The 12,363-nt window shown below is 70.6% G+C and carries 20 protein-coding genes; 13 read left to right on the plus strand and 7 right to left on the minus strand.

Annotation, left to right across the window (positions count from 1 at the left end; translation table 11 throughout):
* Nucleotides 1-42: 42 nt before the first annotated feature.
* Nucleotides 43-357: a cupin domain-containing protein gene (locus ACGFI7_RS29820; protein WP_393410229.1), complete on the minus strand. Its 315-nt coding sequence runs from the start codon at nt 355-357 to the stop codon at nt 43-45.
* 71 nt (nt 358-428) lie between these two features.
* On the opposite strand from ACGFI7_RS29820, the gene ACGFI7_RS29825 reads away from it, so the two are divergent.
* From ACGFI7_RS29825 to ACGFI7_RS29840, 4 genes are all read left to right on the plus strand, one after another.
* Complete coding sequence (locus ACGFI7_RS29825) at nt 429-1,388, plus strand: helix-turn-helix domain-containing protein (RefSeq protein WP_393410230.1); 960 nt, start codon at nt 429-431, stop codon at nt 1,386-1,388.
* A gap of 176 nt (nt 1,389-1,564) precedes the next feature.
* The gene (locus tag ACGFI7_RS29830; protein ID WP_393410231.1) at nt 1,565-2,410 is read left to right on the plus strand and encodes a universal stress protein; all 846 of its coding nucleotides are present in this window, start codon (nt 1,565-1,567) and stop codon (nt 2,408-2,410) included.
* Between the two features lie 76 nt (nt 2,411-2,486).
* Nucleotides 2,487-3,317, plus strand: a complete 831-nt coding sequence (locus ACGFI7_RS29835) for a universal stress protein (protein ID WP_393410233.1) — start codon at nt 2,487-2,489, stop codon at nt 3,315-3,317.
* A gap of 69 nt (nt 3,318-3,386) precedes the next feature.
* Nucleotides 3,387-3,755 carry a VOC family protein gene (locus tag ACGFI7_RS29840; RefSeq protein WP_393410235.1) on the plus strand — a complete coding sequence of 123 codons (369 nt, stop codon included), beginning with the start codon at nt 3,387-3,389 and terminating at the stop codon, nt 3,753-3,755.
* Here the strand turns inward: ACGFI7_RS29840 and ACGFI7_RS29845 are convergent.
* Entirely contained in the window at nt 3,752-4,324 is a 573-nt protein-coding gene (locus ACGFI7_RS29845) for a dihydrofolate reductase family protein (RefSeq protein ID WP_393410236.1), read from the minus strand. The genes ACGFI7_RS29840 and ACGFI7_RS29845 overlap by 4 nt on opposite strands.
* 67 nt (nt 4,325-4,391) lie before the next feature.
* On the opposite strand from ACGFI7_RS29845, the gene ACGFI7_RS29850 reads away from it, so the two are divergent.
* The gene (locus tag ACGFI7_RS29850; RefSeq protein WP_393410238.1) at nt 4,392-4,964 is read left to right on the plus strand and encodes a TetR/AcrR family transcriptional regulator; all 573 of its coding nucleotides are present in this window, start codon (nt 4,392-4,394) and stop codon (nt 4,962-4,964) included.
* Nucleotides 4,965-4,991: 27 nt separating this feature from the next.
* Here ACGFI7_RS29850 and ACGFI7_RS29855 read toward each other — a convergent pair whose 3' ends face one another.
* Nucleotides 4,992-5,375, minus strand: coding sequence for a hypothetical protein (locus tag ACGFI7_RS29855; protein ID WP_393410239.1), 384 nt, complete (start codon nt 5,373-5,375; stop codon nt 4,992-4,994).
* An 89-nt stretch (nt 5,376-5,464) separates the two neighbouring features.
* Here ACGFI7_RS29855 and ACGFI7_RS29860 point away from each other — a divergent pair, with 89 nt between their 5' ends.
* The 6 genes from ACGFI7_RS29860 (at nt 5,465) to ACGFI7_RS29885 (ending at nt 8,435) form a co-directional block, all read left to right on the plus strand.
* Nucleotides 5,465-5,665, plus strand: coding sequence for a hypothetical protein (locus ACGFI7_RS29860; RefSeq protein ID WP_393410240.1), 201 nt, complete (start codon nt 5,465-5,467; stop codon nt 5,663-5,665).
* Between the two features lie 276 nt (nt 5,666-5,941).
* Nucleotides 5,942-6,178: a hypothetical protein gene (locus tag ACGFI7_RS29865; RefSeq protein WP_393410241.1), complete on the plus strand. Its 237-nt coding sequence runs from the start codon at nt 5,942-5,944 to the stop codon at nt 6,176-6,178.
* A gap of 97 nt (nt 6,179-6,275) precedes the next feature.
* On the plus strand, nt 6,276-6,566 hold the full coding sequence (locus ACGFI7_RS29870) for a PadR family transcriptional regulator (protein WP_393410535.1): 291 nt from the start codon (nt 6,276-6,278) through the stop codon (nt 6,564-6,566).
* Entirely contained in the window at nt 6,563-7,276 is a 714-nt protein-coding gene (locus ACGFI7_RS29875; RefSeq protein ID WP_393410243.1) for a hypothetical protein, read from the plus strand. The genes ACGFI7_RS29870 and ACGFI7_RS29875 overlap by 4 nt, the downstream gene beginning before the upstream one ends.
* Before the next feature lie 56 nt (nt 7,277-7,332).
* Nucleotides 7,333-7,641: a PadR family transcriptional regulator gene (locus ACGFI7_RS29880; protein ID WP_393410244.1), complete on the plus strand. Its 309-nt coding sequence runs from the start codon at nt 7,333-7,335 to the stop codon at nt 7,639-7,641.
* Nucleotides 7,629-8,435: a hypothetical protein gene (locus ACGFI7_RS29885; RefSeq protein ID WP_393410246.1), complete on the plus strand. Its 807-nt coding sequence runs from the start codon at nt 7,629-7,631 to the stop codon at nt 8,433-8,435. The genes ACGFI7_RS29880 and ACGFI7_RS29885 overlap by 13 nt, the downstream gene beginning before the upstream one ends.
* 41 nt (nt 8,436-8,476) lie before the next feature.
* Here ACGFI7_RS29885 and ACGFI7_RS29890 read toward each other — a convergent pair whose 3' ends face one another.
* The 3 genes from ACGFI7_RS29890 to ACGFI7_RS29900 are packed head-to-tail and all read right to left on the minus strand — an operon-like array spanning nt 8,477 to nt 9,895.
* A complete protein-coding gene (locus ACGFI7_RS29890; RefSeq protein WP_393410248.1) occupies nt 8,477-9,484 on the minus strand; it encodes a tyrosine-type recombinase/integrase in 1,008 nt (335 codons plus the stop codon).
* Nucleotides 9,484-9,609, minus strand: a complete 126-nt coding sequence (locus tag ACGFI7_RS29895) for a hypothetical protein (RefSeq protein WP_393410250.1) — start codon at nt 9,607-9,609, stop codon at nt 9,484-9,486. Before ACGFI7_RS29895 ends, ACGFI7_RS29890 begins: the two co-directional genes overlap by 1 nt.
* Nucleotide 9,610: 1 nt before the next feature.
* Entirely contained in the window at nt 9,611-9,895 is a 285-nt protein-coding gene (locus ACGFI7_RS29900) for a hypothetical protein (protein ID WP_393410252.1), read from the minus strand.
* A gap of 363 nt (nt 9,896-10,258) precedes the next feature.
* Here ACGFI7_RS29900 and ACGFI7_RS29905 point away from each other — a divergent pair, with 363 nt between their 5' ends.
* Nucleotides 10,259-10,696: a neutral zinc metallopeptidase gene (locus ACGFI7_RS29905; protein WP_393410253.1), complete on the plus strand. Its 438-nt coding sequence runs from the start codon at nt 10,259-10,261 to the stop codon at nt 10,694-10,696.
* A gap of 34 nt (nt 10,697-10,730) precedes the next feature.
* Nucleotides 10,731-11,456, plus strand: coding sequence for a phytanoyl-CoA dioxygenase family protein (locus ACGFI7_RS29910; protein WP_393410254.1), 726 nt, complete (start codon nt 10,731-10,733; stop codon nt 11,454-11,456).
* Between the two features lie 13 nt (nt 11,457-11,469).
* On the opposite strand, the gene ACGFI7_RS29915 is transcribed toward ACGFI7_RS29910, so the two are convergent.
* Nucleotides 11,470-12,324 (minus strand): helix-turn-helix transcriptional regulator, encoded by an 855-nt coding sequence (locus ACGFI7_RS29915; protein ID WP_393410255.1) that lies wholly within the window; start codon nt 12,322-12,324, stop codon nt 11,470-11,472.
* Nucleotides 12,325-12,363: the final 39 nt, after the last annotated feature.

Here is a 12,363-nt window from a genome sequence, read left to right on the forward strand (position 1 = left end):
CACGGGGCTCGTGCCGGCCCCGCCGGGCAAGGTATCAGCGGTTCAGCGGACGGGGATGCTGATGCCGAGCATGCGGGCCCCGGTCTCGGTACGGGGACGGTGCGTGCTGCCGGGGGCGAAGACCACGTAGCTGCCCGGTCCCAGCCGCTGTCCCCGGTCGATGAACTCGCCCGAGACCACGTAATAGCGTTCCTCCCCCTCGTGCACGTCCACCTCGGGCCACTCGGTCCCCGGGGCGAAGTCGTACATCCACCCGCGCGCCCACTCGGTGGCCGGCAGCCGCCGGCGGATGATCCCGGGCACCACCTCGACCGGTTCGACCTCGTCCACCTGGATCACCTGAACGTCATCTGTCATGGATGCATCGTCCTGGCCCGGGGCAGAGCGGGATAAGTGTCTGGATTGACGCCTTCAGGTATTTTCTTGCCATGAGTCTCCATCGGGTGGTCGCCTTGGTGCTGGCGCCCCAGTCCACGTTCGAGCTGGCCTGCGCCGCCGAGGTCTTCGGCGTGCGCCGGCCGGGGCTCCCCGCCCGCTACGCGTTCTCGGTGTGCGGGGAGCGGCCCGGCCCCGTCCCGACCCTGGCGGGCTACGACATGGTCGTGGACCTCGGGCTGGACGCCCTGGAGAGCGCGGACACGGTGGTCGTCCCGGGCTGGCAGGACCGGGAACGGCCGGCCCCGGCCGGGGTGATCGACGCCATCCGGCGGGCGCACCGGCGCGGCGCCCGCGTCGTCGCCATCTGCTCCGGCGCGTTCCTCCTCGCCGAGACGGGGCTGCTGGACGATCGCAGGGCGACCACGCACTGGCGGATGACCGCCGACCTGGCCGCCCGCTACCCGCGCGTCCAGGTGGAGCCCGACACGCTCTACGTCGACCTGGGCGACGTCGCCACCAGCGCCGGCACCGCCGCGGGCGTCGACCTGTGCCTCCACCTGGCCCGCACCGACCACGGGGCCGCGCACGCCGCCAGGATCGCCCGGCACATGGTCATGCCGCCGCACCGCGAAGGCGGTCAGCTCCAGTACGCCGCCCCGGACCCTGCCGGAGAGCCGCCGGAGTCGCTGGCGCCGGTGCTCGACTGGGCCCTGGAACGGCTGCACGAGCCCCTCGGGGTCGACGACCTCGCCACCCGGGCCGGGCTCTCACCCCGGACGCTCGCCCGCCGGTTCGCCGATCAGCTCGGCGTCGCCCCCGGCCGATGGCTGCTCCAGCAGCGCGTCGCGGCGGCCCGGACGCTTCTGGAAGAGACGGACCTGCCCGTCGAGACGATCGCGGCCAGGGTCGGCCTGTCGTCGGCGGCCAACCTCCGCAGGCGGTTCCACGCCCTGGTGTGCACGACCCCCGCCGCCTACCGCCGCTCCTTCGGCCCGCGGGCACACGCCTGACCCGCCCCTGTCACCCGTCCGCGTCGCGGGACAGGACGACCTTCAGCGCTCCGGTGCGCCGATGGACCCGCCGGAAAGGGACTTCGGCCTCTGCCGTGACCCGGCGCGCGGGTGTGCACTGGAAGCCCAGGCCGTGACGGACCTTGCACGGCGAAGGCCGACCCGAGGAGAGAGCCATGATCGTTGTCGGGATCGACGGTTCCCTGGCGGCGCGCGCCGCGGTGGTCTGGGCCGCCGACCACGCCTCGCGCACGCACCAGCCGCTGCGGCTCGTCCACGCGGTGGACCGGCAGCCGTACCAGATCACGAAATTTCCGGACGTTGATCCGTCCGATCAGCTGCGGCGCGCCGGCGAGAAGGCGCTCGACGAGGCGGTCGCCCTGGTCCACGAACGCCACCCCGGCCTGGAGGTCGTGGCGCTGCTGGAGGAGGGGCCGCCCGCGCGGATCCTGCGCGAGCAGGGCAGGGCCGCCACCGAGCTGGTCGTGGGCAGCAGAGGACTCGGCCCGGTCAGCGGAGCGCTCCTCGGCTCGGTCAGCGGCCAGGTGGCCGGTCACATCGAGGCCCCGGTCGTCGTGGTCCAGGCGGGGCGGCACCCGGCGAGCGGGCGGATCGTGGTGGGCGTGGACGACGGGCCCGAGTGCCGGCCCGCGCTGGCCTACGCCTACGAACAGGCGGCCCTGCGGGGCAGCGCGCTGCTGGTCGTGCACGGCTGGCGGCCGCCGGTCCTGGCGGCCGGCAGCGAGCTGCCGTCCGTGGTGGAACAGGACCGCGCCGGGCGCGAGGAGATGGTCCGCTCGATCCTGGCGCCGTTCGCGCGGCGGTACCCGGACGTGACCGTGACCGAGGACATCCGGTACGCCGGCGCCGTGGAGGCGCTGACGGCGGCGTCGGAGCAGGCGGACCTGCTGGTCGTGGGCTCCCACGGGCGGCGCACGGCGGCTTCCGCGCTGCTGGGCTCGGTCAGCCGGGGCGTCCTGCACCGCGCGCGCTGCACGGTCGCGGTGGTACGGGCGAGCTGACGCACTCCGGGACCGGCACCGCGCGGTGTGCCGGCACGGTTACGAAGAGTCGTTGACGGGCACGCGGAGGTACGTGATGACCAGGAGTGTCGTGGTCGGGGTGGACGGGTCCGCCTCGGCGACAGAAGCCTTGGCGTGGGCCGCCGCCGACGCCCAGCGCAGGGAGCTGCCCCTGCGGATCGTGCATGTCTGCGAGCCGGGCCGGTTGGGCGAGGAGGAGGCGAAGTACTGCGAGGGGACGCTGGCCGCGGCCGCCGAGCGGGCCCGGGCCTCGACGCCGGGTCTGGAGGTGACCACGGGGATGCCGTCCGGCAACGTGGTCGACGCCCTCATCGGCGAGTCACGGCCGGCGGACAGCGTGGTGCTGGGCAGCCGGGGGCTCGGCGGGTTCGCGCGGCTCATGCTCGGCTCGGTCGGCAGGGGGGTCGCCGGGCACGCCTGCGGTCCCGTCGTGATCGTCCGCGGCGGGTCGCGGCCGTCGCACGGCCGGGTGGTCGTGGGCGACGACGGCTCCGACGGGTCCTCGGACGCCGTCGCGTACGCCGTCGAGCAGGCCCGGGCCTGGGGCGTGCCCCTGCACGTCGTCTACTCGTGGCAGATGCCGGTCGTGCCGCCGTACGCCGCCGCGTACAACGTCCGTCTCGCGAGCGCCTGCGAGGCCGAGCTCCGCACGGCGGCCGACCGGGTGGCGCGGTGGCGTGAGCGGCACCCCGACGTCGAGATCGTCGGCGACCAGCGATCGGGCCATCCCGCGGAGGCGCTGATCCAGGCGGGCGAGACGGCGGATCTGGTGGTGGTGGGTTCGCGCGGCCTCGGCGGTTTCGCCTCCGCGCTGCTCGGCTCGGTCAGCCACGCGGTCCTGCACCACATGACGTGCCCGGTCGCGGTGGTACGCCCCCGACAGTGACGGGCGATCACGATCTGGACGGTAAGTGGTAAAACTATCTTCACATCAAGATATATGTGAGGAGCCGTCATGCTGCACCACGTCCAGCTGGCCTGCCCGCCCGGCAGTGAGCCCGCCCTGCGGGCGTTCTACGCGGGCGTGCTCGGCCTGGCCGAGATCCCCAAGCCTCCTGTGCTCGCCGCCCGCGGCGGCTGCTGGTTCCGCGGCCACGGCATCGAGTTGCACCTCGGCGTCGAGAGCGACTTCCGGCCGGCGCGGAAGGCGCACCCCGGCCTCCTGGTCCGCGACCTCGACGACTGGGCCAGGCGGCTGGGCGAGGCCGGTTATCCCGTGCTCTTCGACGACGACTTCCCGGGGATGCGCCGCTTCTACAGCGAGGATCCCCACGGCAACCGTCTGGAGTTCCTCGAACCTCTCCCGCGAGAAGGGACGGCCTAAGCCCTGGTGAGCCAGGTGACCTGGGCGCCGTTGCTGAACGATTCGCGCCGGGCCGGGGTGAACGGGGTGGGACGGAAGCCGCCGGAGAACATGGGGATGCCCGTGCCGGCCACCACGGGGTAGCTCTTGAGGATGATCTCGTCGATCTCCGGGAGCAGGGACGCGGCGAGCTTGCCGCCGCCGCAGAGGTAGACGTCCATCCCGGTGTCCTCGGCCTTCAGCCGCCGGACGAGCTCGACCGGGTCGCCGGGCACCACCTGGACCGTGGGGTCGTCGATCGTCAGCGTGCTGGAGACGACGTACTGGCGCAGGTGGGAGTACGGGCTGGTGGTGGGCACCTCCAGGGCCGGCTCGTAGGTGCCGCGGCCCATCACCAGCGTGTCGAAGACCTGGTTGGGCGTGCCGTCGAGGCCGACGAGCTTCCGGATGTGGGTGGGGATCGTCTCGGGATAGCGCTCGTTCAGCCAGGCCGCCATGTCGTCCGCGAGCGGGTAGAAGTCGATCTCGGCACCGGGGCCGGCGATGTAGCCGTCGAGCGAGACGCCCACGTAGTAGACGAGCTTTCGCATGCGATCATCTCCTAGTACTATGTTTGAAGTGGTTTGAACGTAGTACTACAAACGGAGTGGTGTCAAGGTGCGCAAGAATCCCGGGCGGCGGCAGGCCCTCATCGACGCGGCCATCGAGGTGCTCGCCAGGGAAGGCGCGCGCGGCCTGACCTTCCGGGCGGTCGACGCCGAGGCCGCGGTTCCCCCCGGCACGGCCTCCAACTACTTCGCCAACCGCGACGACCTGTTCACCCAGATCGGCGGGCGCGTCTACGAGCGGCTGCTGCCCGACGAGGCCACGATCGCCCGCAACCAGGAGGGCGTGCAGGACACGGCCCGTTACGCCGAGCTCATGCACGAGCTGGTCGACCGGGTCTCCGCCTTCAACTCCGGCTACCTGGCCCTGCTGGAGTTGCGGCTGGAGTCCGCCCGGCGGCCCGGACTGCGGGCCGTGCTGACCGAGCGCATCCGCGCGGACATCGACGCCAACATCGGCTACCACGCCGCCTCGGGCCTGCCCGGCGACGCGACCTCGGTGGTGCTCCTGTATCTCGCGCTCAACTGGCTCATCCTGGAGCGCCTCACCCTGCCCGGCATCTTCACCGAGAAGGAGATCCACGAGCTGGTCGACATCGCCGTGCGGAGGTCACTGCAGGCCTGACCCGGCTTATGATGCCGATCATGCGTGTCATCCCCCTGCTGGCCGGCGTCGTGGTCGCCGCGCTCCTGTTATCCGGCACCGCTCACGCGGCCTCGTACCCCATCCGTGATCGCGGATCAGCACGCAGGCCAGCACATCCCACGCCGCGTTCTCCACGGCGTCCTTCGGCACGGGCACCGGATCGCCCTTGATCGGCGCCCACTGCGGATTGTCCAGGTCAGTCGCCCACTCCACCTCCCAGGTGACCGTCTTCCGGCCGCCGCGCGGCCGGGCGGTCGTCACCTGGTAGAGGGCGAGCTGCACCTGCGCGATGCCGTGGGGGAGGTGGACCCAGCCGAAGCACGGCCCGTCCTCGATCACCCGATGGGTCGCCTTCGGCCCCCAGAGGCGGTCGAGCAGGGCAGAGAACATGGCAACCTCCGAGGGGCTCTGAGGGGACGCCCGTGCGGGCGGGTAGGAAGGGTACGAGCGAGCCGATAGGCCCCACCCTGGGAGCGGTCATGCCGGATCGGGACAAGTTCAGCCGAGCAGGCGTCGACGCCCAAGAGTTCGCCGCGGCGCTTGCTGAGGCGCTGTCGGCCGGCGGCGCGGACGAGGAGACGATCGCTGAGGCGATGCGTGGGGTGGAGGTGGATGCGTCCGTCCCGGACGACTCTCCCGAATGGCGGCTGTATCGGCATCCTGGTGACCCGAGCGTGTGATCATTGCGGGAGATTGCCGCCCCTCCCATGTTGGCCTCTACACCTGAGCACGCCCCAAGGGGACGCACCGCAGCCAACCCCATCCATGGGAAAGGGTCACTCGCGCCACCCCCGAGCCGCAAATGACCCATCCTGGCGATGAGGGTACGCACGGTTTCAACAGAAAGCAACACAAACACAGCCAGAGCAGGCCCGAAAAAGCACAATTACCAGAGGGAACCAACGGAACCGCTGAATCGTCGGTATGTTCAGCCCCGACCCTGGAAGGAGATCACCGTGCGCCGCTACGTCACCCCCGAGGACCTCGCCGAGCTCAAGGCGTTCCGCCCCATCGCCTGTGCGCTCGTCGCGGTCTGGGCCATCGGCACCGCCGCCCGCGCCCACTTCTTCCCCCAGGACCTCCCGCTCACGGCCGACGAGCAGTTGGCGCTCGTCGCCCTCGAGGTCGTGGCGCTCCTCGGCGCCGTCGTCACCCACACCGAGAACGTCCTGACCGGGGCCTACAAGAGCTGAGAACTCCGCATAGGCTTCGCGCCTCCCGGGTAGTATCTCGATATATATCGACGGCGGGCGGCGGGCGGCGGGAGGGCAAGTGGCCGCAACCTTGCGCATGACGAGCACCACGCGGAGCGTTCTGGAAACCCTCCGGGCCGCCGCAAGCAGAGACGCCCCCACCTACGGCTTGGAGATCTGCCGAGAGACCGGCCTCGGCCCCGGCACCGTCTACCCCATCCTGCGTCGCTTGGAGCGCAACGGCTTGGTGCGCGCCTACTGGGAGGACGACACACCCGACTCCCACGGCCCTCGGCGCCGCATGTACAAGCTCACCGGCGAAGGACTCGCCCTTGCCGCCGAAACCCAGCGTTCCAGGACCGCTCTACGTCCCGGTTGGGTCTCATGACGAGCCACAGCGAGCCTCGCGAGGGCAAGCTCACGGTCAACATATCCCCTGAAACGATCAAGCAACTCCAGGAACTCCAGGACACGATAGATCGCCAATCCGCGACGAAGGAGTTCAAGAAGCTTACGCAGCTTCTCGAGCTCTACCACCCGACATCGGTGCCTGCCGGTTACGTGCTGCTGCATGACAATGTCCCGGCGGGCAGGATGGCCTGGATGGCAGGGAAGGCGATACTGCCAGGCGCGCCACCTCCAGAGCCGCGTCCCGAGCCACCTCCAGAGCCGCGTCCCGCAGCCAAACGGGTGCTCCGTTTCGCCTCGGTGGCCGCGGTCGAGCCCGAGAGCGACGAAGAGTGGCGAGCAGATCTGCGCACGCTCGTCGACGAAGGTGCTTCTCGCTGGACGATCGCCTTCTTCCTCCTGGGCGTCCTGTATGCCGGCCTGCACTCTCGCGTCGCCTGGCTGGCACGACGAGCCCACCAGCCCGGAATCTCACTCCTGCGGTGGATCTTGCGCTCGGAGGCTCGGACGTGGCTGCCGCTCGGCTACCTGATGTGGTGGGCTGCGATCGAGACCACCGAGGACACCGGCGGTCATGCAGCGATACTCCTCATCCTCGCCTCGGTCAGCGCGCTCGCCATAAGCGTGAACTGGCTGCGTAACCGCTTCGACGCGCATCCCCGAAAGCGCCAGAAAGCGGCTGACAAGTAGTCAGCTCCCGGAACTGGGAGGTTCTGGGAGCTGACACATCGACGATAGGAGGGGAGATGGCTGCACCCATACGCATGACCAGCACCACCCGGAGCGTTCTGGAAACCCTCCGGGCCGCCGCAAGCAGAGACGCCCCCACCTACGGCCTGGAGATCTCCCGAGAGACCGGCCTCGGCCCCGGCACCGTCTACCCCATCCTGCGTCGCATGGAACGCAACGGCTTGGTGCGCGCCTACTGGGAGGACGACACACCCGACTCCCACGGCCCTCGGCGCCGCATGTACAAGCTCACCGGCGAAGGACTCGCCCTCACCGAGGAAAAGCAGAGGCCCCGGCCAGCCCTGCAGCCGGGATGGGTCTCGTGATGGGGCTTAGGATGAGCCACGATGGGTTCCGCCAGACGACGGTGACGGTTGCCATCCGTCAGGGACGAATCGCGCAGATCCGCGTGACCCGCGAGAACGGACAATCCTCCATGTTCGAACCGCGGTCGCAGAGGGGAATGCTCAGCACCTCCCCGGAGTTCAGGGCGGTTCTGGTGAAGATGCTCGAGACAAGACGCGTCGTTCCGCTCGAGGAGCTGGACTGGTCCCCTTCGGTCACCCAGTTCCAGGTCATAGACCTGCTGAATCCTGGCGGGGTTCCGGGCTATCAAGCTCTAGAGATCGAGCGAAGGGTGAGGGATATCATCCTAGACTGGACTCTGTGGCCTATGCCACCGCCGTCTCCCCACCCTCCTCCCGCAGCCGCACGAATCCTCCGTTTCGCCTCGCTCGCTGCGGTCGAGCCCGCGAGCGAGGAAGAGTGGCGGACGGAGCTGCAGGAGCTGGCCGCCGAGGGGTCCCGCCGAGAGATCATCTGTTACGCCCTGGGCATCCTGTACGCCGGCCTGCACTCTCGCGTCGCCTGGCTGGCACGACGGACCTGCCAGCCCGGGATCTCACTCCTGCAGTGGGTCTTGCGGTCTGAGATTTGGACGTGGATGCCTCTCACTCTCCTGACGTGGTGGGCTGCGACCGAGACCGCCGAGGACACGGGCATCGGCGCAGCGATCCTCCTCGTCATCGTCTCGTTCAGCGCTCTCGCCATGACGGTGAACTGGCTGCGCGACCGCTTTGACGCCCACCCCCGACGAGGCCAGAAAGCGGCCGATGAGTAGGCCGCTCCCAGAACTGGGAGGTTCTGGGAGCTGACTGGGAGCTACACGTCGTCCTCGTCCTCGTCGACCGCCAGGGCCTCGGCCTCCCCCACCGCGAAGTCCTTGGCCAGCTCGTACGCGAGCGACTCGTCCAACACCCCGATCTTGCGCAGATACCGGATCGTCGTGCGCGGGTCGGCGTGACCGAGCAGCTCCTGCACCTTGTGCAGCGGCCGGCCGGAGCGCAACGCGTGCGTGGCGATCGCGTGCCGGATCGAGTGGATCGAGATCGCGTTCCAGTGCGGCACCCCGGCCAGCTTCGCGATCCGCCGCACCGTCCCGAACAGGGCCTGCTGCGCCACCGGCCGCCCCGACTCGGTCTGGAACAGCGGGCACGGCTCGTACCCGCGGTAGTCCAGGTAGCTGTTGATCGCCGCCCACGCGTACGGCGGCACCGGGAACCGCAGCGTCTTCCCAGCCGGGCCCTTCACCGGCAGGTCAATCACCCGGTGCCCCTCGTCGAACCCCAGCGCGGCCAGCTCCACCGCGATCACCCCGCCCACCCGGGCAGCCGTCACCACCAGCAGGCACATCATCGCGTACGTGCGCGCCGCCGACACAGCCCACGAGCGCGCACCCCGCCCCTCCTCATAGGCGGCAGCCCGCGCCGCGGCGTCCTTCTTCGCCCACGCCAGCATCTCGTCGAGCTGCTTCTTCGACAGGCCGCGCGTCTTCGACTCCTGCGACACCCGAGGCCGGTCCATGCCCGCGAACGGATCCCGCGCCGCCGCGCCCGCCCGCACCAGGTACTGGTACAGCGACGCGGCCGACGACACCCGGCGAGCCCTGGTGGCAGGCTCCAACCCAGCCGCGCCCATCGCCTCCACGTACTTGTCTGCCTCCATCGGCGCCGGATCGGCCGGGTCGACCCCGCGCATAGCCAGCCACAGCAGCCACCACGAGGCATCCTTGATGTAGCCATCCCGGGTCGCCGAAGACGAGCGACGCTCCGACGCCAGCCACGCATCCACCGCCGCCACCGCGAGATCGCTGCCGCCGAGCGACCGCATCAGCTCCTGCAGCTCCGGCAGAGTGCGCGCCGGCGCGGCACCCGTACGGGGATGGGCGGGGCCCCGCCCGGGGAGAGGACCTCCCCGGACAGCACCTCGCCAGCCAGCTCCAGCTCGCCGGTCATCTCACTCCTCACCGCTCATGCCGTCCGGCAGCGGGATCGCCTCCAGCAGCGCCCGCTCCTCCGCCCGCGGATCCGATCCTCGCGCATACCAGGCGATCTTCGTCAACGGGCACGGCCACCGCTCCGCCGGGTGCGACGGGCACGCCGTCTGGCCCGCGAACACATCCGGCGGCGGGCACACCCGCGCCAGCTCCCCGATCGCCCGCAACCGCAGCCGGTAGTTCTCCTCCTGGGCATACCACCGGTCGATCATCGCCTGGCTGACCGTCTCCGGGGTCACTTTCACCCGAGGCAGAGCCGCCAGCAGCCCGTACAAGGCCGCACCAAACATCCCACCACCGGACCTATCCCCTCCCCCTCTAGGGGAAGGTCCCGAAGATCCGTGCGGGGGGGTCGCACCACAGGGGCGACCTGACCGCGAACAAGCTCTACCGCACCGGCAAGCTCCCGACGAGCTCGTGCCCGGAGCGGGAGGTCGAGTCAGGAGACGTCGCCGCCGCCAAGCGTTACCTGACGGCGGCGCTCGACTGTCTGAACAAGGCCTGGGGCGCCCACTTCAAGCGGGCCCGGCTGCCCTTCGCCAAGGCCAGGATCGGGTTCATCACCAAGCCCAGGCTTCTGCAAGACCCCCTGGGAAGAGGCCACGGCGATGTACTGTCCCGCCGAGCGGCGCTTCCTCGTGCTGCTGGACGACAACCTGCTCGACGACCCGTCCGATCTGCTCCTGCTCAACGTGATCTCCCACGAGTACGGGCATCACGTGCAGGAGCTCACCGGCATCGACCGGGCCTACCATCGTCACCCGTACCGGAACGACAAGGAGCTGAACGAGCAGCTCCGCCGCCTGGAGCTGCAGGCCGAGTGCCTGTCCGGGGTCTTCATGGGCAGCGTCTGGACCTCGCTGGACCGTACCTCGGCCGACTGGGACGTGCTCATGAGGCTGACCCGGGCGAGCGGCGACGAGAAGTCCGAGGTCCGCTCGCACGGCAAGGGGCGCACCATCGCCGCCTGGCTCGACAAGGGCCGGCGCGCCAAGGACCCGCGGTCGTGCAACACCTGGACGGCGCCCTCGTCCAAGGTGTCCTGAAAAATCGCTGGACGCCGTCGTTAGTGTGGCCCGCATGACGATCGTGGACATCGACCGATTCATCGCCGAGGGCTTCGCCAAGCTGGAGGCGGCCGTGCCACGTGAGGTGGGTGACGTGGCGGAGGCGCTGGTGTGGCAGCTGATCGGCCTGTCGCCCGACGACCCGTCCGGGTGGGAGCAGCCGGTGGTGTGGACCGCCGACCTCGCCGGTCACGGCCCCTTCGGCGAGATGGCGCGCAGCCCCCGGCTGTACCAGGCGCTGGACGAGATCGCCGGGACCGGCGGGTGGCAGCCGCGCGGCTCGCTCGGCAACATGCCGATCCGCTTCCCCGGCAAGGCGGCGGCCGACGACCGCGGCTGGCACGTCGACGCGTCGGTGGCCCTGCCGGACGGCTCGTGGGCGGTGTCGGGCCGGCCGGAGACGATGCTGCTGCTCGTGCTGCTGTCGGAGGTGGGCGAGGACGACGCGCCGACCCGCATCCGGGTCGGCTCCCACCGTGACGCCGCCCGGGCGCTGGGTGAGCGGGTGCTCGACCCGTTCGAGGCCGGGCCGCTGCTGGACGAGGCCTCGAAGGACCGCCCGGTGGCGTACGCGACCGGGGTGCCGGGCGACATGTATCTGGTGCATCCGCTGACCGTGCACGCCGCCGACGAGCACCGGGGGACGAGGCCCCGGTTCATGTCGCAGGGCCCGGTGTTCCTGAAGGAGCCGGTCGCGCCGGGGGAGGGCACCGCGCTGGCGCGCGCCCTGCTGCCCTGACCCGCGTCCGCCGTCAGGAGGCGGCTGACTCCGGCCGGGCCGAGCCGTAGCGGCCGGGGGTGTAGCCGTACTCCTTGACGAAGGCCGTGATGAAGGCCGAAGGGCTGGAGTAGCCGACGCGGCGGGCCACCTCCGTCACCGGCCGGCTCTCCAGCAGCACGCGCGAGGTGCGCAACCGCAGTTTGGTGCGCACCTGCGAGTAGGACATGCCGAACTCGCGCTCGAAGTCGCGCTGCAGCGTCTTCACGCTGACGTGCAGCCGCGCCGCCCACTCGTCCAGCCGCACACTCTCGCCCGGGTTGTGCGACAGCTCGCGCACCACCGTCTGCGCGAACCCGCCGCCCGCGCCGTGACCGCCCGCCGGCTCGGCGGCCGCGGCCGTGAGCCCGGCCATGATGCGGGCCCGGGCCTCCAGGGCGGCGTCCTCGTCGTATCCCGGACGGCAGATGGCCTCGATCAGCCCGCCGATCTCCGGGCCGAGGGACACCGGGCCGGCCCGCAGCCCGTCGAGCCCCTGCGGCACCTCACGCAGGCACATCCGGTAGACCGTCTGCCGGTCGGCCGCGCGCACCTCGTGGGTGACCGCGCGGTGCGCCCAGAACGCCTCGAGCGGGCCCACGAACTGCCCCTGCGTCCCGTACCGGGTCGACAGCACGCCGTCAGGCGACCAGTAGAGCTGGTGGAGGAAGTCCTCCCGGCTCTCGCCGAACTCCAGCACGCCCGCCGAACGGTACTTGAGCACCAGGACGCCGGTGGGCCTGCCGAGACCGTAGGCGTACTCCTCGCACCGGAGCGGATCGGCGCTCCGCGGCTCCGCGAGAGACACGGTGTGGCCTCTCATCGACATCAGCTGACCTCCCATCGACATCACCAGCATCCTTGGTAAGGGTAGCCTAACCATGCCTCG

The sequence above is a fragment of the Nonomuraea sp. NPDC048826 genome (assembly GCF_043198225.1).
GTDB lineage: Bacteria > Actinomycetota > Actinomycetes > Streptosporangiales > Streptosporangiaceae > Nonomuraea.